Origin of the sequence: Microbacterium sp. dk485 (assembly GCF_004570445.1) — a bacterium.
GTDB classification, from domain to species: domain Bacteria; phylum Actinomycetota; class Actinomycetes; order Actinomycetales; family Microbacteriaceae; genus Microbacterium; species Microbacterium wangchenii.
The window spans coordinates 109103-133369 of record NZ_SPQW01000003.1 but is presented as its reverse complement, the minus strand read 5'-3'; the positions used below and the strand labels follow the sequence as shown (position 1 = coordinate 133369).

Annotated in this window: 19 protein-coding genes and 1 tRNA gene; 16 read left to right on the top strand and 4 right to left on the bottom strand. The window is 70.8% G+C overall.

Annotation, left to right across the window (positions count from 1 at the left end):
- Positions 1-28: 28 nt before the first annotated feature.
- The 3 genes from E4V99_RS17780 to E4V99_RS17770 form a co-directional block, all read right to left on the bottom strand.
- Positions 29-1507: a hypothetical protein gene (locus tag E4V99_RS17780; RefSeq protein WP_135118086.1), complete on the bottom strand. Its 1479-nt coding sequence runs from the start codon at positions 1505-1507 to the stop codon at positions 29-31.
- A 126-nt stretch (positions 1508-1633) separates the two neighbouring features.
- Positions 1634-2560 carry a metallophosphoesterase gene (locus E4V99_RS17775; RefSeq protein WP_135118085.1) on the bottom strand — a complete coding sequence of 309 codons (927 nt, stop codon included), beginning with the start codon at positions 2558-2560 and terminating at the stop codon, positions 1634-1636.
- Complete coding sequence (locus tag E4V99_RS17770) at positions 2561-5260, bottom strand: transglycosylase domain-containing protein (RefSeq protein ID WP_135118084.1); 2700 nt, start codon at positions 5258-5260, stop codon at positions 2561-2563.
- A gap of 95 nt (positions 5261-5355) precedes the next feature.
- On the opposite strand from E4V99_RS17770, the gene E4V99_RS17765 reads away from it, so the two are divergent.
- Together E4V99_RS17765 and E4V99_RS17760 are read left to right on the top strand one after the other, a co-directional pair.
- Positions 5356-5574: a DUF4177 domain-containing protein gene (locus E4V99_RS17765; RefSeq protein ID WP_135068254.1), complete on the top strand. Its 219-nt coding sequence runs from the start codon at positions 5356-5358 to the stop codon at positions 5572-5574.
- The gene (locus E4V99_RS17760) at positions 5571-6038 is read left to right on the top strand and encodes a RidA family protein (protein ID WP_135118083.1); all 468 of its coding nucleotides are present in this window, start codon (positions 5571-5573) and stop codon (positions 6036-6038) included. Before E4V99_RS17765 ends, E4V99_RS17760 begins: the two co-directional genes overlap by 4 nt.
- Before the next feature lie 89 nt (positions 6039-6127).
- Here the strand turns inward: E4V99_RS17760 and acs are convergent, their stop codons facing one another.
- A complete protein-coding gene (acs, locus tag E4V99_RS17755; RefSeq protein ID WP_135118082.1) occupies positions 6128-8098 on the bottom strand; it encodes an acetate--CoA ligase in 1971 nt (656 codons plus the stop codon).
- Positions 8099-8467: 369 nt separating this feature from the next.
- On the opposite strand from acs, the gene E4V99_RS17750 reads away from it, so the two are divergent.
- The 14 genes from E4V99_RS17750 (at position 8468) to E4V99_RS17685 (ending at position 24266) form a co-directional block, all read left to right on the top strand.
- A complete protein-coding gene (locus tag E4V99_RS17750; protein ID WP_135118081.1) occupies positions 8468-9484 on the top strand; it encodes a TadA family conjugal transfer-associated ATPase in 1017 nt (338 codons plus the stop codon).
- On the top strand, positions 9481-10365 hold the full coding sequence (locus tag E4V99_RS17745; RefSeq protein WP_135118080.1) for a type II secretion system F family protein: 885 nt from the start codon (positions 9481-9483) through the stop codon (positions 10363-10365). The genes E4V99_RS17750 and E4V99_RS17745 overlap by 4 nt, the downstream gene beginning before the upstream one ends.
- 137 nt (positions 10366-10502) lie before the next feature.
- Positions 10503-10661, top strand: a complete 159-nt coding sequence (locus tag E4V99_RS17740) for a DUF4244 domain-containing protein (protein WP_135118156.1) — start codon at positions 10503-10505, stop codon at positions 10659-10661.
- Positions 10658-11002, top strand: a complete 345-nt coding sequence (locus E4V99_RS17735; protein WP_135118079.1) for a TadE family type IV pilus minor pilin — start codon at positions 10658-10660, stop codon at positions 11000-11002. The genes E4V99_RS17740 and E4V99_RS17735 overlap by 4 nt, the downstream gene beginning before the upstream one ends.
- Positions 11002-11427 (top strand): helicase, encoded by a 426-nt coding sequence (locus E4V99_RS17730; protein WP_245233243.1) that lies wholly within the window; start codon positions 11002-11004, stop codon positions 11425-11427. The genes E4V99_RS17735 and E4V99_RS17730 overlap by 1 nt, the downstream gene beginning before the upstream one ends.
- Positions 11379-14087: a type I DNA topoisomerase gene (gene topA, locus E4V99_RS17725; RefSeq protein ID WP_135118078.1), complete on the top strand. Its 2709-nt coding sequence runs from the start codon at positions 11379-11381 to the stop codon at positions 14085-14087. Before E4V99_RS17730 ends, topA begins: the two co-directional genes overlap by 49 nt.
- A gap of 2 nt (positions 14088-14089) precedes the next feature.
- Complete coding sequence (gene tmk / locus E4V99_RS17720; RefSeq protein WP_135118077.1) at positions 14090-14719, top strand: dTMP kinase; 630 nt, start codon at positions 14090-14092, stop codon at positions 14717-14719.
- A 141-nt stretch (positions 14720-14860) separates the two neighbouring features.
- Positions 14861-16018, top strand: coding sequence for a DNA polymerase III subunit delta' (locus E4V99_RS17715; protein ID WP_135118076.1), 1158 nt, complete (start codon positions 14861-14863; stop codon positions 16016-16018).
- Entirely contained in the window at positions 16015-17532 is a 1518-nt protein-coding gene (locus E4V99_RS17710; RefSeq protein ID WP_245233242.1) for an alpha/beta hydrolase, read from the top strand. Before E4V99_RS17715 ends, E4V99_RS17710 begins: the two co-directional genes overlap by 4 nt.
- Before the next feature lie 71 nt (positions 17533-17603).
- A tRNA-Thr gene (locus E4V99_RS17705) sits at positions 17604-17679 on the top strand.
- Positions 17680-17701: 22 nt separating this feature from the next.
- Positions 17702-18094: a hypothetical protein gene (locus tag E4V99_RS17700; RefSeq protein WP_135068236.1), complete on the top strand. Its 393-nt coding sequence runs from the start codon at positions 17702-17704 to the stop codon at positions 18092-18094.
- A gap of 48 nt (positions 18095-18142) precedes the next feature.
- On the top strand, positions 18143-20449 hold the full coding sequence (locus E4V99_RS17695) for an MMPL family transporter (RefSeq protein ID WP_135118075.1): 2307 nt from the start codon (positions 18143-18145) through the stop codon (positions 20447-20449).
- Between the two features lie 62 nt (positions 20450-20511).
- Positions 20512-21090 carry an isochorismatase family protein gene (locus E4V99_RS17690; RefSeq protein WP_135118074.1) on the top strand — a complete coding sequence of 193 codons (579 nt, stop codon included), beginning with the start codon at positions 20512-20514 and terminating at the stop codon, positions 21088-21090.
- Between the two features lie 1121 nt (positions 21091-22211).
- The gene (locus E4V99_RS17685; RefSeq protein ID WP_245233241.1) at positions 22212-24266 is read left to right on the top strand and encodes a hydantoinase/oxoprolinase family protein; all 2055 of its coding nucleotides are present in this window, start codon (positions 22212-22214) and stop codon (positions 24264-24266) included.
- The last annotated feature ends 1 nt before the right edge of the window (position 24267 follow it).

Sequence of the window (24267 nt, the reverse complement as noted above, 5' to 3'; positions counted from 1 at the left end):
GGGGCATGCTCCGAACCGGCCGCATCCGTCAGCGCGCCGCCACTCGTCTCCGCTGGGCGAGGTGGACCAGGATCGCGACGCCTGCCAGGAGCGCCGCACACCCGCCCGCTCCCACCCGGGCACCGGCGTCGTCCCACAGACCGGTCGCGGCGAGGGCACGTGGGGCGTCATCCGGTGCGGGCTGAGCCACCGGCGGCGTAGGCACGTGCAGCACCTGGCTGGGCACGCCGAAGTCTTCGCTCCAGCGGTAGTCGTGTTCGAGATGGGGAGCCACCGAGGGCTCCTGAGCGGATGCGGCGATCTCCCACACGGCCGTGTAGTACCCCGGCCCCGGCAACTGCCACGGCGAGGTCACGCGGTACGTGCCGCCACCCTGCGCCGGATCCGTCACCAGTTCCAGTTCGCCGACCGGCACGGCATCGGCCGGCACGTCGGGTCCGGCCGGTGCTGCATCCGTCCGGTACACGACCGCCGTGGCGCGCACGGGGACGAACGCGCCGTCGGCCGAGCGCGGCCACACTCCCTCGACCGGCGTCAGGGTGACGTCGTCGACGAAGTGCCCGGTGGCCGACTCCGGCGCCAGCACCTGCGTCGTGATTCCGGGGGAGAACACGACGGGGCGGGGAATGTCGTCCTCGGTCGTGACGGTGTAGTGCACGGATCCTCCCGGCCCCGCCGTGTGCTGCTGGCCCTCGGTGGTGAAGTACCGCACCGCAGGCGCGATCGTGGCCGAAACCGCCGCGCTCGCGCGCACGGTGAACGGGGCGCCGGCGTCGTCGGGGGCGACCGCACGGATCTCATAGGCGGTCTCCGGCACCGTGCGGGCGAGCTCTGCCGTGCCGGTCTCCGCGAAGACGGCGTTCTCGAGCGCCAGGATCACCGCCGTCCCGGCGCCCCCGTCCATACGGATCGTGCCGCGGCGCGGGTCGGCGTCGTCGGTCGTGAGGGTAAGTGCGGCGTCGGCACCCGGTACGGTGACCGCCATGCCTTCGGCGTAGTAGGCCTCCGCCTTATGCTGGATGGCCGCGGAATGCTCCGGCGCCAGACGCGAGAAGATGTGATCGACCGCTCCGGCGAGGGAGTCGCCGGGGTATCCCCACGAGTGCAGGGTGGTGTCGAGGTCGGCGATGGCCTTGACGGCCCACCCGACGCTCGCCGCCTGCACCGGGTCGGCGGTCTGTCCGTAGGTGGTCACGAGATGGTTGATCCCGGCCAGCTGCTGCGGGGAGAGCCCTGCGGCGTCGCCGCGGACTCCGTGGTCGGTGCTCGGACCGGTCGGAGCCGGGAGCCCCGGCACGATGCAGTAGGTGTGCACGCCGTCGATGAGCATCGATCCGTGCCATCCGTGCGCTGACAGGGGTGCCCACGTGCCGAATCCCGCGCCCTGGGATGCCGCGGAGGCCGGCGGTGCGGTCGTCAGCACGGCGCCGGCGACGGCGAGGCCGAAGAGAAGGGCGAGGATGATGCGGCGCGCCAGCGAGGCGCGGCGGGTGGGCACAGCGGGCATGGACGACTCCCCTTCGGCGGATCGGATGCACCGATCGTGCCCGCAGCCCCACGCCGCGTACGCCCCGCAGGCAGGGCCTGTGGATGGCCGGCTGCCCGGACGGGGCTGGGGAGGAGAGGCGGCGGCTCAGCGGGGGAGGAGCGTGAGGAGCGTGACCTCGGGGCGGCAGGCGAAGCGCACCGGCGCGTAGATCGAGTGGCCGATCCCCGCGCTGACGTTCAGCGGCACGGTGCGCCCGTCGTGCGTCCAGTCGCTCAGGCCACGGGCCTGATCCAACGGGATGTCGCAGTTGGCCACGAGGGCCTTCGGGCTTCCCGGGATCCGCACCTGTCCGCCGTGCGTGTGGCCGGCCAGCAGCACGTCGGCGCCGAGGTCGGTGAACTCGTCCAGAACTCGCCGATAGGGCGCGTGGGTGACACCGAGGGACAGGTCGCCGTCGCCCAAGCCCGCCAATGCCGTGGCGGTCGCTTCGAGGTCGTCCCAGTCGCGGTGGGCGTCATCGACGCCGAACGCACGGATGCGCAGACCGCCCACCGCGAGCGCCGCGGCGGTGTTGTCGAGGTCGCGCCAGCCCAGCTCGTCCTCGAGGTAGCGGTCGAGGGCGTCCACGTCGAGGCTCTGCACCGCCGGCTTCCGCTTGGACGGGCCGGAGAAGTACAGCAGCGGATTGCGTGGAGACGGGGCCTGCATGTCGTTGGAGCCGTGGACGAAGACGCCCGGAATTCCGGCGAACGGCGCGAAGGCAGCGCGAATGCCGGCAAGGCCCTCCGCGTGGCCGAGGTTGTCACCCGTGTTGACGATGAGGTCCGGGCGCAGGTCGGCCAGGCCGGCGATCCACTGCTGCTTGCGCCTCTGCCAGGGCGCCATGTGCGCATCGGAGAGGTGCAGCACGCGCACGGGCGACGCGCCCGCGGGCAGAACCCGGAGGGCGGCGTACCGGACGGTGAACAGGTATCGCTCGATCCCGATCCCCCAGACGGCGGCGGATGCACCGACCACCCCCACGGCACCGAGGGCCGTGAGGGTGGTCTTGGCGATGGGGCCGGGCGCCACCTAGTCGCAGTCCGCGCTGGTGTAGTTGATCGTGATCGCGGTGCTCCGCGGCGCGACGGTCCCGGCGGCGGGATCGGTTCCGGTGACGCGACCCTGGGGGCCGCCCTCCGGATCCTCCGTGCACGTGCCGAGCGTCGCTTCAGGGAACGTCTGCCGGAGTGTGGCGAGCGCCTTGACCGGGGCCTGGCCGGTCACATCGGGGACCGCACCGGCCTGTCCGTTGCTGGGGCTGATCGTGATCGGGGTGCCGCCCGGCGCGGAGCCGGACGGGCTCTGGGCGGCGACGATGTCCGTCGGCTGGTCGCTGTCGACCGGTTCGCCGACCACGACCTCCCACCCAGCATCCGTCAGTGTCGCCGTGGCCTGCTCGATCGTCTGCCCGACGACGTCCGGTACCTCACGGGTGACGCGGCGCGTCAGGTTGTTGTCGGGTGCCGGGAAGCGGTCGCCGCCGTAGAACTGGTTGGCGACCCGCTGGATGTCACGCGCCATCGGGTAACGGATGTCCATGAGCCGGCGGCCGTTGTACCACGTGCGTGCGATGTCGCCCTGGCCTTCGACGGTGCCCGCCAGGACCGCGGTCGCGACGTTCGTGGAGGACTCGATCATCCACGACTGCTTCGTCTCATGCGTCCCGGTCTTCCCGATCAGCGGTGTGCCGTCGTACGGGTTCCCCTGCGCGCCGGTGCCCCCGTTCATGACGCCGGCGAGGGCGGATGCGGCCGTCGCGGCGACCTCGGGCGACAGCACGGGTGTGCAGGAGCGAACCGGGACCAGTTCGGGGCGCTCCGTGCCGTCGGTGTCGGTCACACGGTCGATGACCTTCGGCTGGCAGTACACGCCACCATTGGCCACCGTCGCGTACGCGCCGGCCATCGCCAGCGGCGACACCGCGTCGCTCCCGATCACCGTATAGCCGTTGCGCATCTCGATGTCGCTGCCGTTGGCGAGGGTGACGCCCATCTTCTTGGCCACCTTGGCGATGTCGCACAGGTCGAGCTCCGCGGCCATCCCGAAGAACCCGGTGTTCAACGACTGCCGCGTGAACTGCATCGGCGTGCCGTTGTATCCGGACTGGTTGTTGAAGTTGCGGACGCGCGTCTTGTCGTAGTTGATGTAGTCGCCGTAGCAGGAGTTGGTCATGTTGGGCACGGGGCGATCCCGGCCGTTGACGACCTCGTTGACAGACCTCCCCTGCTCGAGCCAGTCGATGAGCGTGAACAGCTTGAACGTCGATCCGGCCTCGAACCCGTCGGAGGCTCCGAATTGCCGGTCACCGGCATAAACGATCGAGGTGTAGGCGGGGTCGGATGCGGCGACGTCCGCGTCTTCGGTGAATCTGGTGTTCTGCGCCATCGCGAGGACGCGACCGGTCTTCGCCTCGACGCTCACGGAGGCGGCACCGAACCGCATGCCCTCGACCGACGCCGGTGCGTAGTCGTCCATCGCCTTCTGGGCGGCGTTCTGGACGTCCACCGCCAGCGTGGTGTGGATGTTGAGGCCGTCCTGACGCAGCGAGCGGAGTCGCTCCTCGGCGGTCTCGCCGAACGCCGGGTCATTGCGGATGACCGAGACCACGTACTGGCAGTAGTAGGGCGCGGCGGAGGCGGAGCATCCCTGCGAGGCGGGCGTGATCTGCGGTGTGATGGGCTCCACGGCTGCGGCCACGTACTGGTCGCGCGTGATCTTGCCGTCGTCCAGCAGACGGCTCAGCACGTAGAGCTGGCGACCCTTGGTGGCGCTGTAGCCGTCGGCGGCGGCGAGGTACTGCTCGGGCGTGATCGTGCCCTCGTCGCGGAGGGTGTTGAGCGCCTGGATCGTGCCGGGGTTGACGTCGTCGATCGAGCCGTCGGGTGCCTTGTTGTAGGCGACACCGTCGGCGTCGAAGATCGTGCCGCGCTCACCGCGGTCGATGCGGTACGTGTTGGGGTTCTGCACGATGCCCGCGAGCGTCGCGGCCTGGCCCAGGCTCAGCTCGGCGGCGGGGACGTTGAAGTAGTACCGGGCGGCGGCCTCGATGCCGTAGTTGGTGCCGCCGAAGTTCGCGATGTTGAGGTAGCCGAGAAGGATGTCGTTCTTGGAATATTCCTTCTCGAGCTGGATGGCGTACCGCATCTCCTGCAGCTTGCGCTCGTAGCCCTCGACGCCGGAGGCCGTCGTCGCCTCCGTCCAGCAGCTCTGCAGCACCTCATCGCGGGTGCGAATGACTTCACCGGCGTCGTCGCGCTCGGCGACGGCGTCGCGCTCGCACTTCTGGATGAGGACGTTCTTGACGTACTGCTGGCTGATCGAGGATCCGCCCTGCGTCTGCCCGCCCTGGGCGTTGCTGAGCAGCGCGCGGGTGGTGCCGATGAGGTCGACGCCGCCGTGCTGGTAGTACCGCGGGTCTTCGGACGACAGGATCGCGTCGTACATCACGGGCGCGACCTGATCGAACTCGACGGGCTGGCGGTTCTGGTCGTAGAACTGCGCGAGCACCTGGTCGCCCGTCCAGATCGTGGTCGGCTGCATGAGCTTGTCGATCTTCAGGATGCTGGGCATGTTGTCGAAGATCGAGATGGCGCTGGATGCGGCTGCCCCCGTGACGGCGATGGCCGGAGTGACGGTGGCGGCCACGAGAAGACCCGCGACGGCGCTGAGACCGACGAGGCCGGCGAGACCGCCGAGCACACCCGTGGCCGTCCGTTTGTGTTCAGGCATAGGCTTGATGCTAAGCCAGATACCTGGGCGAAGTCTCGATAGGCATGCGTCTCGGACGCAGCCGTGCGCCCTCCCCTTCGACGACCGGAGTCGCGATGACCACGTGGGAATACCTCACGGCACCCCTTCTCATCCACAACACCGCCGCCATCCTCAACAACTGGGGTAAGCAGGGCTGGGAGCTCGTGCAGGTGGTGACCGGACCCGAAGGAGGGCTCGTCGGCTACTTCAAGCGGCCCAGCGGCGGGGGTGGCGAGAACGCGGGCCTCGGCGCCGCGGCGCAGGCCGCGCAGCAGTTCGGGGAGGGCGCGTGAGCGTCGCGGAGCGGCTCGCCGACCTCGGTCTCGAGCTGCCGCCGGTCGCAACTCCGGCCGGTGCCTACGTGCCCGCGAAGGTGCACGGCGACCTCGTCTTCACGGCCGGGCAGCTGCCCCTCGTGTCGGGTGCCCTGCCGGCCACCGGCAAGGTCGGCGACGGCCACGGCCTCGTGCCGGCTGCGGACGCCAATGAGTACGCGCGGCTGTGCGCGCTGAACGCGATCGCCGCGGCAGCGGATGCGGCGGGTGGCCTCGAGCGTCTCGCCGGCGTCCTGAAGGTCACCGGCTTCGTCTCCTCCGTCCCGGAGTTCACCGGGCAGCCCGGCGTCATCAATGGCGCGAGCGAGCTCCTCGGCGACCTCTTCGGCGACGCCGGCCGTCATGCCCGCTCGGCCGTCGGGGTGCCCGTGCTGCCGCTGGACAGCCCCGTCGAGGTCGAGGTCGTCTTCACGCTCGCCTGACGCCACGCCGAAAGTGCACCACCTCGTCGAGAGTGCACCGGATGCGGTGCTCTTTCGACGGGACGATGCACTCTCGGCGATCGGGCTGGCTACTTCACCTGCTTGCTGATGACGCTCATCACCGCCGTGTCGGCCAGGGTCGTCGTGTCGCCGACCTCGCGGCCCTCGGCGACGTCGCGCAGCAGCCGCCGCATGATCTTGCCCGAGCGCGTCTTGGGCAGCTCGCCCACGATGTAGATGTCGCGGGGGCGTGCGATCGCCCCGATCTGCTCGCCCACCCACGTGCGCAGCGTGCCGGCGAGGCCCTCCGGCTCGTGGGCCTTGAGGAAGCTCTGCTTGATGATCACGAACGCCACGACGGCCTGACCCGTGGTCTCATCGGCGGCGCCCACCACCGCCGCTTCGGCCGTGGACTCGTGCGCCACGAGCGCCGATTCGATCTCGGCGGTCGACAGGCGGTGGCCAGAGACGTTCATGACGTCGTCGACGCGCCCGAGCAGCCACACGTCGCCGTCCTCGTCCAGGCGTGCGCCGTCGCCGGCGAAGTAGTAGCCCTTGTCGGCGAACTTGTCCCAGTACGTCTCCTTGTACCGCTCCGGGTCGCCCCAGATGCCGCGGAGCATGCTCGGCCACGGCTCGGTGATGACCAGCAGCCCTCCGTTGCCGTTTCCGACGTGCTCACCGGAGTCGTCGACGACGTCGATCGCGATCCCGGGAATCGGGACCTGGGCGGATCCCGGCTTGGTCTCGGTGATCCCCGGCAGCGCCGAGATCATGATCGCGCCGGTCTCGGTCTGCCACCACGTATCCACGATGGGGGTGGACTCGCCGCCGATGATGTTGCGGTACCAGACCCACGCCTCCGGGTTGATGGGCTCGCCCACCGAACCGAGCAGGCGCAGCGATGACAGGTCGAAGCGCTGCGGCACCTCGCGCCCGATCTTCATGAAGGAGCGGATCGCGGTGGGGGCGGTGTAGAAGATCGAGACGCCGTACTTCTGGATGACCTCCCACCAGCGGCCGGGGTGCGGGGTGTCGGGGGTCCCCTCGTACAGCACCTGCGTCGCGCCGTTGGCCAGCGGCCCGTACGTCACGTACGTGTGGCCGGTGATCCAGCCGATGTCGGCGGTGCACCAGTACACGTCGGACTCGGGATGCACGTCGTGCACGACCCGGTTCGTGAACGCCGCCTGGGCGAGGTATCCGCCGGAGGTGTGCAGGATGCCCTTCGGTTTCCCCGTCGTCCCGGAGGTGTAGAGGATGAACAGCGGGTTCTCGGCGGGGAAGGGCCGGGCCTCGTGATCGGCGGATGCGGCGGGCACGGCCTCGTGCCACCACAGGTCGCGCTCGGGGTTCCACTCGACATCGTTCCCGCCGCGGCGGACGACCAGCACGTGCTCGACGGTCTCCTGCTCACCTGAGCCGTTGCGGTCGGCCAGCGCCATGTCGACGGCGGGCTTGAGCGGCGACACCTTCCCCTTGCGGTAGCCGCCATCGGCGGTGATGACGAGTTTCGCTCCGGCGTCGTCGATGCGTGCGCGCAGGCTGTCGGCGGAGAACCCGCCGAACACGACCGAGTGGATCGCGCCGATGCGCGCGACGGCGAGCATCGCGGCCACGGCCTCGGGGATCATCGGCAGGTAGATCGCGACGCGGTCGCCGTGGCCGATCCCGAGTCCTTCCAGGACGTTGGCGACGCGCTTGACCTCATCCGTGAGTTCGGCGTAAGTGATGCGGCGCTCCTCGCCGGGTTCTCCCTCCCACAGCAGCGCGACCCGCTCGCCGTTGCCGGCCTCCACATGGCGGTCGAGGCAGTTGTAGGCGACGTTCAGCTCACCGTCGGCGAACCACTCCGCGAACGGCGGGTTGCTCCAGTCCAGCACCTGCGTGAAGGGGGTGTGCCAGTGCAGCAGGTCTCGTGCCTGATCGGCCCAGAAGCCCTCCCGGTCGGCGGCGGCGCGTTCGTACAGCTCCGCGGTTCCCACCGCCTCTGCCGCGAACGTCGCCGGCGGCGCGAAACGTCGGGTCTCGGAGAGGAGGTGGTCGATCTGGCTGCTCATGCGCGCTCCTTTGCGGGAAGTGGCCGGACGGCGTTCCTTCCCGCCGTCGCGACAGGGTCAATCTAGTTCGAGGCCGCGACGGCCGACTACCTCCGATAGTTGGCAGGCCGGCGTCCGGCGCGTCGGTCGGCGCCCTGCCGGGATGGCGTAAACTGAAGGAGCCCGAACATCGATTCGGCATGCGTGACGGGCGGACCCCCCTATACCGCCTGTCACGTGGCGGCATCCCGTTTCCCCCCAGATGGGATGCCGCCTTCTTGTCCTCCCGGCCTCGAGGGCCGGTTCTCCCCAGCCTCCCGTGCGCCGACGTTGTCCACGGATCGCTCCCTGCCGTCTCCCGGGTCTGCCCGCTCTCTCTAGCGTCGCTGCATGCCCGAGGCCTTCGTCGTCGCACCGCGGCGTCCGCCTGCCGAGCCGCCGCCCACCCGGAATCCTTCACCCGCACCCGTCGTCGCCCGTGACGCGGCGCTGGCGCCGTTCGCCCGGTTCCTCGATGAACCCGGCGTCACCGACCTCTTCGTCAACGGTGCGGACGGCCTGTTCGTCGACCGCGGCGACGGTCCACGCCGCGTCCGCGAGTGGCGTGCGGCGGAATCGGATGTGCGCGATCTCGCCGTTGCCCTCATCGGTGCCGGCGGCCGCCATATCGATGACGCGACGCCGTGCGTGGACGTGCGGCTGGCCGGCGGTGTGCGCGTGCACGCCGTCCTGCCCCCGATCGCGCACGCGGGCACGACGATCTCCGTCCGCATCCCGCGGACGCTCGCGCCGGGGCTGGACGAGCTGGTCGGCCTCGGTCTCACCGATGACGCCGGTGCGCAGCGGCTGAAGCAGCTCGTCCGCGACCGCGTGAACCTCCTCATCACGGGCGCGGCCGGGTCCGGCAAGACCACGCTGCTGGCGGCGCTGCTCTCCCAGGCGCCGGCCGGCGAGCGCATCGTCACGATCGAGGACGTCGCCGAGCTGAGGTTGCGGCATCCGCACCATGTCGCGCTCGAGGCGCGACAGCCGAACCTGGAAGGAGCGGGCGGGATCGGCCTCGCGCAGCTCGTGCGCGAGGCGCTGCGTATGCGTCCGGACCGGCTCGTGGTGGGGGAGTGTCGCGGCGCGGAGGTGCGGGAGCTGCTGTCGGCCCTGAACACCGGGCACGACGGCGGGGCCGGCACCCTGCACGCGAGCGGACTGCCGGACGTGCCGGCCCGGCTGGAGGCGCTGGGCGCCCTGGCAGGGCTGGACGACGCGGCGCTGGCTCGCCAGGTGGTCAGCGCGATCGGATGCGTCGTGCATCTGACGCGCGACCCTCAGGGCGGCCGCCGGGTCGGCGGCGTCGGGCGGCCGGTGCTGCGGGACGGGCGTCTGCACCTCGAGGAGACGCCGTGGGTATGAGGCGTCGCAGGTCGGCCCGCCCGGACGCAGCCGTCGCGGCGGACACCGTGCTGCGCCTGGCCGTGCTGCTGCGGGCAGGCCTGGCACCGTCCCGGGCGTGGATCGTCCTCGACGACGGGGGCGACCCGGTCGCCGGCCGCGTGCGCGCCGCCGTCACGCGCGGCGAGGCGGTGTCCGACGCCCTCGCCGCCGAGGGCGGTGCGTGGAACGACGTCGCGGCGGCGTGGACGGTGGCCACCACGGTGGGGGCACCGCTGTCGGAGAGCCTTCGCGACGTCGCGTCGGCGCTGCGTGACGGGCAGCGTACGGCCGATGACATCCGCGTCGCGCTGGCCGAGCCCGCCTCCACCGCGAGGCTGCTGGGCTGGTTGCCCCTGGTCGCCGTCGTCCTGGGTCTCGCGCTCGGCTTCGACACCGCACTCGTCCTCGCCACGACGCCGATCGGCCTCGCGTGCCTCGTGGGCGGAGTCGTCCTCATGGTGATCGCCCACCGCTGGAACGCCGCGCTCGTCCGGCGGGCTGCGGCCGCACCCGGCATTCCGGGGATGGCGGCCGAACTCACCGCGATCGCCCTGGCCGGGGGGTCGTCGATCGACCGGGCGCGCGGGCTGGTGCGCGACGCCACCGGCGACGCGGCCGGCGCGCAGGTCGACGAGGTCCTCGCCCTCTCGCGCGCGGCGGGGGTTCCGGCCGTGGAGCTGCTGCGCTCATCGGCGTGGCTTGCCCGCCACCGGGCCCGCACCGACGGGCGGCTGCGGGCCGCACGTCTGTCCGCGCGGCTGCTTCTCCCGCTCGGGATGTGCACGCTGCCGTCTTTCCTCCTTCTGGGGGTCGCCCCGATGATGCTCAGCATCCTCTCCTCCGGCGTGCTGACCCTCTGACCCGCTCGTGCCCGCATCCATCCGCCACGAAAGGAACCGCCATGTCCCTGCCCCTCCGCCCCGCCGCGGCGCCGCCCGCCCGCCGCGCCGCCCCCGGCCCGACCGCTCCGCCGCCGCTCACCCGGCGGCGGGCGCGGATGCTGTTCACCGACGAATCCGGCGCCGCCACCGCCGAGTACGCCATCGCCACGATGGCGGCGGTGGCCTTCGCCGGACTGCTCGTGGTCATCATGAGGTCGGACGAGGTGCGCGGCATCCTCACCGACCTCGTCCGCCGCGCGCTGACGGTCGAATGAGCGCTGGCCGCCCCCGCTCGCTCCTGGGCGAGCGGGGGTCGGCCACGGCCGAGTTCGCCGTCGCCCTGCCCGCCGTGCTCCTGGTCGTGGTGTTCGGCGTCGCGGCTCTGGGGGCGGGGGCGCGCCAGGTGCGCCTGCAGGACGCCGCGGCCGATGCCGCCCGGCTGGTCGCGCGCGGGGAGAGCGCCGACCGTGCGACAGCCGTGGTCGCCGCCGCCGGTGGCACCGCCGACATCGAGCCGCGCGGTGACCTCGTGTGCGTCACGGCCCGCGCCCCGTCCGCGCTGCCGGGCCTGCCGCCGACTGCCGCGACGGCGTGCGCGCTGGCCGGGGGTCTCTGATGCCCGGCACCGCGACGGCCGTGGGGCTGGTGGCCGCGGCGGCGACCCTCACCGTGGCGCTGTGCGCGGTCTCGGGGGCGGCCGTCCACGGGCAGAAGCTCGCGGCGGCGGCGGATGCGGCGGCGCTGGCAGCGGCCGACGCCGCCAGCGGCGCCGTCGCGGGCGTCCCGTGCGATCGGGCCGGGGAGGTCGCGGCGGCCGCGGGGGCGGCCGTGGTGGCGTGCGATCTGGACGGACTCGTGGCCACCGTCACGGTATCGGCGCCGCTGGGCGTGCTGCCGGCCTTGGCCACGGCCCGCGCAGGACCTCCGGCACCCTACCTCAGAGCTGCACCCAGGAACTCGTGTGTATGGTGTGCTTCGGAGAAAGGACCCCAGTGGCACACGGAAAAAAGCTCGTCATCGTCGAGTCGCCGACGAAGATGAGGTCGATCCAGGGATACCTCGGAGACGACTATGAGGTGCTCAGCTCGGTCGGCCACATCCGCGATCTCGCGAGCAAGAAGGACATCCCTGCGGACAAGAAAGAGGCGTACGGGAAGTACTCGATCGACATCGACAACGACTTCGATCCGTACTACGTCGTCAACGACCGCAAGAGCAAGACGGTCGCCGAACTCAAGCGCGCCCTGAAGAACGCCGACGAGGTCCTGCTCGCCACCGATGGTGACCGCGAGGGTGAGGCCATCGCGTGGCACCTGCTCGAGGTGCTCAAGCCCAAGGTCCCCGTCAAGCGCATGGTCTTCCACGAGATCACGAAGGACGCCATCCGCGACGCCGTCCAGCACACGCGTGAGCTGGACACCTCCCTCGTCGACGCGCAGGAGACCCGTCGCGTCCTCGATCGCCTGTACGGCTGGGACGTCTCTCCTGTGCTGTGGCGTAAGGTCGGCTCGGGCCGCGAGGGCACGGCACTCAGCGCCGGCCGTGTGCAGTCCGCCGCCACCCGCCTCGTCGTCGACCGTGAGCGCGAGCGCATGGCCTTCGTCTCGGCGTCGTACTGGGATGTCGAGGCGTCCGCCGTCCGCGACGCCTCCGCGTTCACGACGCGGCTGGCCCGCGTCGACGGTGCGCCCCTCGCGCGCGGCACCGATTTCGATGACCGCGGCGCGCTGAAGAAGGCCGTCGTCGCCCTCGACGAGACGCAGGCGCGCGAACTCGCCGCCGCGATCGAGGCGGCGGGCGAGGCATCCGTCACCGCCGTCGAGGCCAAGCCCGGTACGCGCAGCCCTAAGCCCGCATTCACCACCTCCACGCTGCAGCAGGAGGCCGGACGCAAGCTGTCGATGAGCGCGAAGCACGCCATGAGCGTCGCCCAGCGGCTCTACGAAAAGGGCTACATCACCTATATGCGCACCGACTCGACCGCGCTGTCGGCGCAGGCCGTGAAGGCCGCGCGCCAGCAGGCGGTCTCCCTGTACGGCGACCGTGCCGTGCCGCCGAACCCGCGCACCTACCGCAACAACTCCAAGAACGCCCAGGAGGCCCACGAGGCCATCCGGCCCTCGGGTGAGGTCTTCCGCACGCCCGCGTCCGTTTCCGGCGAGCTCGATCGCGACGAGCAGCGGATGTACGACCTGGTGTGGAAGCGCACCGTGGCCAGCCAGATGTCCGACGCGAAGTACGAGACGACGACCGTCACGCTGCGCGTGGAGGCCGGCGACCGCGTCGCCGAGTTCACCGCATCCGGCACCGTGTACACCTTCAAGGGCTTCCTCGAGGCCTACGAGGAGGGACGCGACGAGAAGCGCGGCGACGCCGACAAGGCCGAGGACCAGTCCCTGCCCGCTCTCGCCGTCGGCGACACGCTGCGCATGCGCGACGTCGAGCCCAAGGGTCACGCCACGTCGCCCAAGCCCCGCTACACCGAGGCGAGCCTGGTCAAGGCGCTGGAGGAGAAGGGCATCGGACGCCCCTCCACGTTCGCGAGCATCATCGACGTGATCCTCGACCGCGGGTACGTCACCAAGCGCGGCCAGGCCCTCGTGCCGAGCTGGCTCGCGTTCAGCGTCGTGCGCCTGCTCGAGGAGCACTTCGCCGACCTCGTCGACTACGACTTCACCGCCGCGCTCGAGGACGACCTCGACGCGATCGCCCGCGGCGAGCAGAAGCGCACCGAATGGCTGCGCTCCTTCTACTTCGGTTCGGATGAGCAGGTGGGTCTTCGCAACGTCGTGGACAACCTCGGCGAGATCGACGCGCGCGAGCTCAACTCCACGCGCATCACCGACACCGCCACGTTGCGCTTCGGCAAGTACGGCCCCTATCTCGAGGTGACCGACCCCGCCGAGCCGGACTCGCGCCGCATCGTCAACATCCCCGACGACCTCGCCCCCGACGAGCTCACGCCCGAGAAGGTGCAGGAGCTCATCGACGCGCCCGTCGCCGGCGACCGCGTGCTGGGGGAGAACCCGGAGAACGGCAAGCTCATCGTGGTCAAGGACGGCCGGTATGGTCCGTACGTCCAGGAGGTCGACCGGGAGGAGCCGGAGAACGTCGACGAAGCCACCGGCGAGGTCGTCGAGGCGCCGAAGAAGAAGACGGCGAAGAAGGATGCGGCGCCCAAACCCCGCACTGCCTCGCTGTTCCGCTCCATGTCGCCGGAGACGATCGACCTCGACATGGCGCTGCAGCTGCTGACGCTGCCGCGCGTCGTCGGTGCCGATCCCGAGTCGGGTGAGGAGATCACGGCGCAGAACGGCCGCTTCGGCCCGTACCTGAAGAAGGGCACCGACTCGCGGTCGCTGGATTCGGAGCAGCAGATCTTCGACATCACGCTCGAGGAGGCGCTGGCCAAGTACGCCGAGCCGAAGTACGGGGCGCGGCGTGCCTCCAGTGCGCTGAAGGAGTTCGACAACGATCCCACCAGCGGCAAGCCGATCCGCCTGCGCGACGGCCGCTTCGGCCCGTACGTGACCGACGGGACGACGAACGCGACCATCCCGCGCGGAGAGAACGCGATGGACGTCACGTTCGAACGTGCCGTGGAGCTCCTGGCCGACAAGCGTGCGAAGGGTCCCGCCCCCAAGCGCACGGCGGCCAAGCGCGCGCCGGCGAAGAAGAAGGCGCCGGCGAAGAAGTCGTGAGCGTGCCCGCAGCATCCGGTCTCTTCCTCACGTTCGAGGGAGGAGACGGGGCCGGCAAGACCACGCAGGCCCGCCTCCTCGAGCAGTGGCTGAGCGACCGTGGTCGTGCCGTGGTGCGCACGCGCGAGCCGGGCGGGACCGAGGTGGGCGTGCTGATCCGCGACATCGTGCTGCACCACCGCGGCGACATCGCACCGCGCGCGGAGGCGCTGCTGTACGCCGCCGACCGCGCGCACCACGTCGCGACCGTCGTCCGGCCCGCCCTCGAGCGGGGCGACGTGGTCATCCAGGACCGGTACCTCGACTCCTCGGTCGCGTACCAGGGCGCAGGGCGCGTGCTGGATGCGGCGGAGATCCGCGAGCTGTCGATGTGGGCGGCGGGCGGCCTGCTGCCCGACCTCACGGTGCTGCTCGACCTGGACCCGGCGGCGGCGCGGGCCCGACGGGACAGCGACGCCAAACCGTTCGACCGCCTCGAGGCAGAACGCGACGACTTCCACGCCCGCGTCCGCGCGGGGTTCCTCGGCCTCGCCGCCGCCGAACCCGGCCGCTTCCTGGTGATCGACGCGGCCCTTCCGCCGGAGTCGATCGCCGCCACGATCCGCGATCGCGTCGCGGCCCTCCTGCCCTGACGCCGCCGTCTTCCCCGAAAGTGCATCAGCTCGGCGAGACCGCACCGGATGTGATGCACTCTCGCCGAGACGATGCACTCTCGGTGCAGGGGTCGGCGCCGGGGCGGGGGAGGGTCGGCGGGCGCGGATAGGCTGGAGCGCATGCCCGCCCTCGCTGCTCCCGTGGATGCTCCGTGGGATGCGGTGTGGGGTCAGGAAGAGGCCGTGCGGTCGCTGCGGGCCGCCGCCGAAGACCCCGCGATGCTCGCTCATGCGTGGCTGATCGTGGGTCCGCCCGGATCGGGACGCTCGACGCTCGCGCGTGCTTTCGCCGCCGCGCTCATCGCCGAGCCCGGCGACGAGGCGGCCATGCACCAGGTGCTCGCCGGTACACACCCCGACCTCACCGCCCTGCGCACCGAGCAGGTCGTCATCCGCATCGACGAGGCCCGGCGCCTTGTGGAGCGCGCCTACTTCGCGCCGTCGCTCGGCCGTCACCGGGTGATCGTCGTCGAAGACGCCGACCGGATGACCGAGCGCACCTCCAACGTGCTCCTCAAAGCCCTCGAGGAGCCCCCCGAGCACACCGTGTGGGTGCTGTGCGCGCCCAGCGACGCCGACCTCCTGCCGACGATCCGTTCCCGCGTGCGCCTGCTGCGCCTGCGCGAACCCGACGTCGACGACGTCGCCGCCCTCATCGCCCAGCGCACGGGCGTTCCCCTCGACGTGGCCGAGCAGTCCGCGCGCCACGCCCAGCGCCACATCGGGATGGCGCAGCGCCTCGCCACCGACGCCGACGCGCGGGCCCGCCGCGCCGAGACCGTCGAGGGGGTCCTGCGGGTGCGGGGCATCAGCGACGCGGTGGAGGTCGCGGGCAGCGTCGTGCGAGTCGCCACCGACGACGCGAAGGCGCTCACCGCGCAGCGTGACGAGGAGGAGCGGGCAGCGCTGCTGCGCACCTTGGGCGTCGCGCCGGGCGCCGCCGTTCCGCCCGCCGTGCGCGGGCAGCTGAGCGCGCTCGAGGACGACCAGAAGCGCCGCGCCACGCGGAGCCTCCGCGACGGCATCGACAGGGTCCTCACGGACCTGCAATCGCTGTACCGCGACGTCGTGGTGATCCAGTTCGGACGCGACGGAGACCTCATCAACCGCGAGTACGAGCGCGACCTGCGCGCGATCGCGGCCGACTGGACGCCCGAGCGCACGCTGGGGGTCCTGGACCGCATCGCCGAGACCCGGCGCAACCTCCAGCAGAACGTCGCGCCGCTGCTGGCGCTGGAGAGCATGCTCATCACGGTGGCCACCGGGACCACTCCGTGACGCGCGCGCGGATGCTGGCGCTGGCCGCCACGCTCGCCCTCGCCGCCGTGCTCTCCGGGTGCTTCCTCGCCCCCGAGCCCATGCCTTCCCGCACGCCGGACACGAGCGGCGTCTCGGCGGAGCTCCTGCCGTACTACGGCCAGGAGCTGGAGTGGAGCCGCTGTGAGGGCGACGCCTTCGACTGCGCCACCGTGCGCGCGCCGCGGGACTGGAGCGACCCGTCGGCCGGCGAACTCGAGCTCGCGGTGATCCGCCAGCGCGCGACCGACGGCGACCCCCTGGGCTCCCTCTTCACCAACCCCGGCGGACCCGGCGTCAGCGGGTACGACTATGTCCGCGCCGGTGCAGCCGCCCTGGCGGGTCCCGAGGTGACCGCCGCATACGACCTGGTCGGATTCGACCCGCGTGGGGTGGGTCGCTCCACCCCCGTGACATGCCTGGACGCCGCAGGGATGGACGAGTACCTCTACGGCATCCCCGACGGCCGGCGCGGCACGCCCGAATGGGACGAGAGCCTCACCGAATCCGCCGAGGCCTTCGCCGCCGCGTGCGAGGAGAACAGCGGCGACCTCCTGCCGTACATCTCCACGGTCAGCGTGGCGCGCGACCTCGACCTGCTGCGCGCCGTCCTGGGGGATGAATCGCTGAACTACCTCGGCTACTCGTGGGGCACGGCGCTGGGCGCGCAGTACGCGCAGCTGTACCCCGAGCGAGTGGGGCGCATGGTGCTGGATGGCGCGATGGACCCCGCCCTTCCGGGGTCCGAGATCGGAGCCGCGCAGGCGGTCGGGTTCGAGGCGAGCCTGCGGGCATTCTTCGCCGACTGCGCCGAGCGCGACGACTGTCCGTACGGCGGCACCGTGGATGACATGCTGGCCGATCTGGCCGCGTTGCTGGCCCGCGTCGACCGCGCTCCGGTCGCCGCAGCCGACGGCCGGCGGGTGGGCGCCGACACGCTCATGACCGCGATCATCCAGACCCTGTACGCCCCGGGCACGTGGCCGTGGCTGCGCGTGGCGCTGTCCGAGCTGGAGGACGGCGACGCGACCGCGGTCCTCACGGCGGCCGATTCCTACAACCGCCGTGCCGACGGCGAGTACCTGGACAATTCCACCGAGGCGTTCACGGCGTACAACTGCATGGATTACCCGGTCGAGTCGGCGGAATCCGAGCGGGCGGCGGAGGAGCGCATTCGCGCGGGCGCGCCCACGACGGCGGACTACTGGTACGGCGCAGACGTGTGCGCGTTCTGGCCGGCCGAGCCGACGGGTACGCGCGAGCCCGTGACGGCCGAGGGTGCCGATCCGATCCTCGTCATCGGCACGACCGGCGACCCGGCCACCCCGTACGAATGGGCGGTGTCGCTCGCCGATCAGCTGTCCTCCGCCGTCCTGGTCACGCGGGTGGGCGAGGGTCATACGGGGTATATGAAAGGCAACGACTGCGTGAACGAGACGGTCGACGCGTATCTGGTGGAGGGCGTCGTGCCGGAGGCGGATGTCGTCTGCCGGTGACCCCCGGCGTGTTCGCGGGCGCGTCCGCGAGCAGGTAAGATCGATGATCGTGCATCGCGCAAGCGAAGCGCGCCACCTTAGCTCAGTCGGCAGAGCGATTCACTCGTAATGAATAGGTCAAGGGTTCGATTCCCTTAGGTGGCTCCACTTCCCCCCGACCGGAGGGCCCATGACGAACGCGATCGAGGCGATCGTCGAGATCCTCAGCTGGATCGGTCTCGGTATGGGCGCCCTCGTCGCCCTCCTGGCTCTCGTGGTTCATCTGGTGGACGGCACGTGGGTGCCCGTGCGCGCCTTCGTCGAGCACGAGGGCGATGAGATCGTCCTGCGCTGGTTCGACGAGGAGGATGCCGTGAACTCGGCCCCCATCTCAGCGGCGCAGTGGCGCGAACTGGGCGGCCGTGACACGGCGGAGGTCTTCGCCCGGCGGGGCTCGCGCAACCGGGTGCGGGCCGCCCGGCATTCGGGCGCGGTGCGGGGGCTCCTGCTCCTGGCCGCGGTGCTGCTGGCCGTGGGTGCGGTGTGCCTGATCATCTCGGGCGTCATGCTGTTCGTCCGCTGAGACCCGGGCCGAATGGCGCGTCACCACTTTGCTAGATAAGCTAGCGATATGTCTGCGTCGCCTCGCCCCTCCCTCCGGCCCCCTCGCTGGCTCCGTGTCTTCCTCCCCGCGGTGCTCATCCTGCTGTGGCTCGCCGGTGCGGCCATCGGAGGCCCGTACTTCGGCAAGGTGGAAGAGGTCGCGACCAACGACCAGTCGTCGTTCCTGCCCGAGTCCGCCGACGCGACGCAGGTCAACGAGCGCCTCGCCGACTTCCTCGGCGAGGGCAGCATCCCCGCCGTGGTGGTCGTGGAGGGCGACGGCGAGCTGACCGAAGACCAACTGGCCGACCTGCAGACCCTCGCCGACGACCTGGCGGCCGTCGAGGGCGTGCAGGACGAGATCTCCCCGCCGATCGTGAGCGAGGACGGCGTGGCGGCGCAGGTCTTCGTTCCCCTCGACAGCGAGGGCGAGGTGCGCGAGACCGTCGTCGAGCTGCGTCAGGTGGTCTCGGACGACCTTCCCGAGGGGCTCGAGGGGTGGGTGACCGGTCCTGCGGGGTTCACCGCCGACCTCGCCGAGGGCTTCCTCGGAATCGACGGGCTGCTGCTGATCGTCGCCCTGGCCGCGGTGTTCGTCATCCTGGTGATCGTCTACCGCTCGCCACTGCTGCCGATCCTCGTGCTGATGACCTCCGTCTTCGCGCTGTGCGTGGCCCTGCTGGTGGTGTGGTGGCTGGCCAAGGCGGAGATCTTCGTCCTCAACGGCCAAGTGCAGGGGATCCTGTTCATCCTCGTGATCGGTGCGGCGACCGACTACGCCCTGTTGTACGTCGCCCGCTTCCGGGAAGCCGTCGCGGACGGGCAGGGAAGATGGGATGCGGTGGTCCGCGCGTGGCGCGGATCGTGGGAGCCGATCCTGGCCTCCGGCGGGACGGTGATCGCGGGACTGCTGTGCCTGCTGCTGTCCGACCTCGCCAGCAACCGCGCGCTCGGTCCGATCGCGTCCATCGGCATCGCCTTCGCCATGCTGTCGGCGCTGACCTTCCTTCCCGCGCTCCTGGCGGCCGTCGGCCGGGCCGCGTTCTGGCCCTTCATCCCGAAGGAGCCGGTGGCGCAGATCTCCGACGACCTGTCCCAGCCCGTCCGCGGGCTGTGGGCGCGGTTGGCACGCTTCGTCAGCCGCCACGCCCGACCGGTGTGGATTCTCAGCACGGTGGTGCTCCTGGCCGGATGCGTCGGGGTGACGCAGCTGAAGGCGGAGGGTGTGCCCGCCAGCGACTTCGTCCTGGGCTACTCGGAATCCCGTGACGGCCAGACCGTGCTCGCCGACCACTTCGCAGCGGGGTCGGGCAGCCCGACCTACGTGCTCGTAGGCGAGGGCGACGCGCCCGACGCCCTGGCGGAGCTGGAAGACGCCGACGGCGTCGACAGCGTCTCGCTCGTCGTCGAGGACTCGCCCACCGGACAGGCCCCCGTCGCCCTGGAGGACGGCGAGCTCGCGGTGACGGCCTTCGGCCCGCCCGGCACCCCCGCCCCCGAGCCGACGGTGTCGGACGGCGAGCTGCTGTTCGCCGTGACGCTGTCGGATGCGGCCGATTCGGATGCCGCGGAGCAGACCATCCGCGACCTGCGCGCCGGCTTCGACGGCGAGTTCGGTGAGGGCGTCGTGCTCGTGGGCGGAGAGACCGCGATCGACGTCGACACCAACGACACCTCGATCCGCGACCGCACCGTGATCATCCCGGTGATCCTCGTGGTGGTCCTCATCATCCTGATGCTGCTGCTGCGCGCCATCCTGGCGCCGGTGCTGCTGATCCTGAGCACCGTGCTGTCCTTCTGCACGGCGCTGGGTGTCAGCGCCCTGGTGTTCAACTACGTGTTCGATTTCCCCGGCGCCGATCCCGCGGTTCCGCTGTACGGATTCGTCTTCCTCGTCGCTCTGGGCATCGACTACAACATCTTCCTGATGTCCCGCGTGCGGGAGGAAGCGTTGCAGTACGGGACGCGCTCCGGCATCCGACGAGGGCTGGTGTCCACGGGTGGGGTGATCACCTCCGCCGGCCTGGTGCTGGCGGCGACGTTCGCCGCTCTCGGGGTGATCCCGATCCTGTTCCTCGCGCAGATCGCGTTCATCGTGGCGTTCGGCGTGCTGCTGGACACGTTCGTCGTGCGTTCGCTGCTCGTGCCGGCCCTCGGCATCGACATCGGCCGCGCCATCTGGTGGCCGTCCAAGCGCCTGTGGCGCGAGGGTCCGGAGACGCGTGAGCCGGTCGCCGTGGGCGCTTCGGGAGCGCCGTCCGAGCGCGGAGCCGAAGCGGACGCCGGACCGGCGGGTGCCAAACCGGCGACACGCCGATCGCTGCGCCGTCGGTGACCAGACCGGACTGACCGAGCCCGGGCGGGCGAGAGCGCGCCCGGCCTCGGTACGCTTCTGACATGAGCAAGGCGCTGTTCCTCGTCGACGTCCAGAACGACTTCACCGAAGGCGGCGCCCTGGGCGTCGACGGCGGGGATGCGGTGGCCGAGCGCCTGTCGCGGTTCCTCGCCGCGCACGCGGGCGACTACGACCTCGTGGTGGCCTCCCGCGACTGGCACGACGGGGATAACGACAACGGCGGGCACTTCTCCGACCAGCCCGACTTCGTCGACTCGTGGCCCGTGCACTGCGTCGCCGGTACGCCCGGGGCGGAGTACGACGAGCTCCTGGACACCAGCGCCGTCACCCACCATGTGCGCAAGGGGCAGGGACGCCCGGCGTACTCAGTGTTTGAAGGCACTGCCGGCGACGGCCGCAGCGTCACGGACCTGCTCGACGAGCACGGCGTGCAGGACATCGACATCGCCGGCATCGCGACGGACTACTGCGTGCGGGCCTCCGCGCTGGACGCGCTGGCCGCGGGGCGCCGCGTCCGTGTCCTGGCCGACCTCGTCGCGGGCGTGCGTCCCGACTCCAGCTCCGCCGCTCTCACGGAGATCCGCGACGCCGGCGGCACGGTGACGGACTCCCCTCGCTAGGCGCGGAACGCGTCTGCGAGGGGCTCGCTCCGCGACGGTACCGTGCGGGTGGTGACTGGTCCGCCGCCTTGCTCCGCGAAGTTGCGAGTGGCGGGGCGATGGCACTCGCCGAGATGCTCACCGCTCCTGCAAAAGCGGTCTGCCTGGCCACCATCGCTGAGCTCTGGCTCGTGTGTAATCCTCATCCAGTACCTTCCCGGCGGCTGGCTACATCGCGGTCCCTGGGGGAGCGACACGATCGGGCCGCCCTTCGTGGCACTTGCAACCAGGCCCCTGGGTGCCGACGCGATCCTCTTGCCACACCATGCCGACTCCTGCCAGTCGCTGCCAGTGCGTGCACAGTAGTGGCTGGGTCCACGCCTCTCGCCCGGCCGTAGGCGCACCGCCGTCACGGGTGGCCGTGCTGGTGCCGCCGTGTCGGCACCAGTGGCGGTGAACGCGGCCGGGGCTCGTGACGAGCATTTCGCTCGCCTTCTGGACTGGGAGTATCCGCCGGGGAAGAACGAAACGGGGCCATGCTGGACCGTGCGCGCACCGAAGGCCGGGCTGCAGGACCCCGTGCACCTTATCCAGGCGGACTCGCTATTCGCGCGTACATCCGTGGGCCAAACGCGCCGACGCTCGCGCGGGCGGATGCCACTTTCCTCCTCTGCGGCCCCCCGGCGTCAGAAGCCTTCGCCGCTCTGGCACCGACCAAGCCACGCCGATCGGCTGCGACCGGTACACCATCGTCGATTTCGAGGACCTTGCACTGCCGCTGGGGACCCCCGCAACTGATAGCGGCGGCGTCCGGCTCGTCGGTGAGGAGCGGCACCGCCCTCCCGTGTGAGAAGGGTGGTCGATCGACGGGGTAATCCTTCACTTTGATGCTCGGATGCGGGCGCAGCCGCCCGCTCCGAGCGTCGATAAACCCGATACGTAGTTCTTTTACGCGCGCGAAACATTCTCTGCGAAGCCCGCAACAACGCGGCACGCGGCGCTTCGCCGCCCTGCGCGGAGCGTAGCGCCGCGCCATCACGTGCAGGTTGCACAGTGGAATTCACGCCCGGACGACATGATGCACAAGCCCGCGCGTCACGTCCTCCATAGCATCACCCCATTCGACTTGCAGGAGGCATGACGTGACCAGCTACAGGGTGTCCATGGACATCGGAGGAACGTTTACGGACATCGTGACGTTCGATGAAACGACGCGCGAGTTCCGGGCGACGAAGGCGTCGACCACGCCCGGCCACCTCAGCAAAGGCGTGCTGAGCGGACTCGAGTCGATCATCGACGACTTGGCGGACATCGACTTCATCGTCCACGGCACCACGCAGGGCCTGAACGCGTTCCTCGAGCGCCGTGGTGTGCGGGTGCTGCTCCTGGCCACCGACGGTGTGCAGGACGCCTACCACATCGCCCGCGGCCCCCGTCACCGCCTCTACGACGCGCAGTACCGCAAGCCGGAGCCGCTGGTCGAGCGCAAAGACGTCATCGGTATTCCCGGCCGATTCCAGTACGACGGCAGCGAACTGACGCCCCTGGACGAAGCCGCGGTGCGGGCCGCGGGCATCCGGGCCAAGGAGGAAGGCTACGGAGCCATCGCCGTCGGGTACCTCTTCAGCTACCGCAACCCCGCGCACGAACTGCGTACCCGCGAGATCCTCCGCGAGGTACTCGGCGACGACTTCACCGTGTCGCTGTCGCACGAGGCGGCGAAGGAGTGGCGCGAGTACGAGCGCACCTCGTCCGCTGTGATCGAGGCCTACACCGGTCCCGTGGTCCGTTCGTACCTGCTCGACCTCGAAGACCAGCTCACCGAGCGCGGCGTCGACGCTCCGCTGCACATCATGCAGTCCTCCGGCGGTGTGCTGACTGCCAAGTCGGCCCGGGAGCGGCCGCTACAGACCCTGCTGTCGGGGCCGGTGGGCGGCGCGATCGGCGGCGAAGCGCTGACGAACATCGTGGGCACCAAGAACCTCATCGGCGTCGACATGGGAGGCACCTCGTTCGACGTCTCGCTCGTCGTGGACGGCACTCCCGATGTCTCGACCGAGGCCGTCCTCGAGGGGCTGCCGATGCTTATGAGCATCGTCAACATCCACACGATCGGTGCCGGCGGCGGATCGGTCGCATGGATCGAAGCGGGCGGCCTGCGTGTCGGGCCGCGTTCGGCCGGCGCTCAGCCCGGACCCGCTTGCTACGGGCGCGGGGGCACCGAGCCGACCGTCACCGATGCGAACTTCGTCCTCGGCCGCGTGGACGCCGACAACTTCGCCGGGGGCCAGATGCGCCTGGACCGCGACGCCGCCGTGCGGGCACTGGAGAGCGTCGGCCAGCAGCTGGGTTACGACGTCGTCCAGATGGCAGAGGGCATCTGCAACGTCGCCAACTCCCAGATGGCGCAGGCCATCCGCACCATCACCATCTCGCGCGGAATCGAGCCTCGCGATTTCTCGCTCGTCGCGTTCGGCGGGGCGGGACCGATGCACGCGGTGTTCCTCGCCAAGGAGCTGGGCATCAAGGAGACCATCGTCCCGCGCTTTCCCGGGGCGTTCTCGGCATGGGGGATGCTGCAGGGCGACATCCGGCGCGACTTCACTGAGCCGTACTACTTCCTGGATGAGGACATCGACACGACGGACATGAGTCGCGTGCTCCGGACCGTCGAGACCGAGGCGCTGCACTCGCTGGAGAGCGAGGGTGTGCCGGCGGCCAGCCGCACCGCTCAGCACGCCGTGGATGTGCGCTACCTCGGGCAGGAGTACTTCCTCACCGTGCCGCTGGAGAGCGCCGACGAGCCGCTGCAGGCGGGCTTCCTGGACTCCCTCGGGGCTCGCTTCGCCACCGCGTACGAGGCGCGCTACGGGCACTCGACGCTGGGAGCGCCGATCGAGATCGTGACGCTGCGCACCCGAGTCGTCGGCAAGCTCGAGGGCGTCAGCGCCTTCACCGTCGACGCGGCGACCTCGCCGGAGTTCGCCCACGAGATCCGTCAGGTCATCTTCGACGGCCAGGAGCTCGACACGATCGTCACCGAGCGCGACGCCTTGCGCGGCGGCCACTCCTTTGCCGGCCCCGCCATCGTGATCGAGCCCACCGCCACGACGGTCGTCCCCCCCGGCTTCCGGGTCGACGTCGACGCGCACGGCTCCCTCATCATCACCAACCTCGAAATCGAAAGTGAGGCCTGAC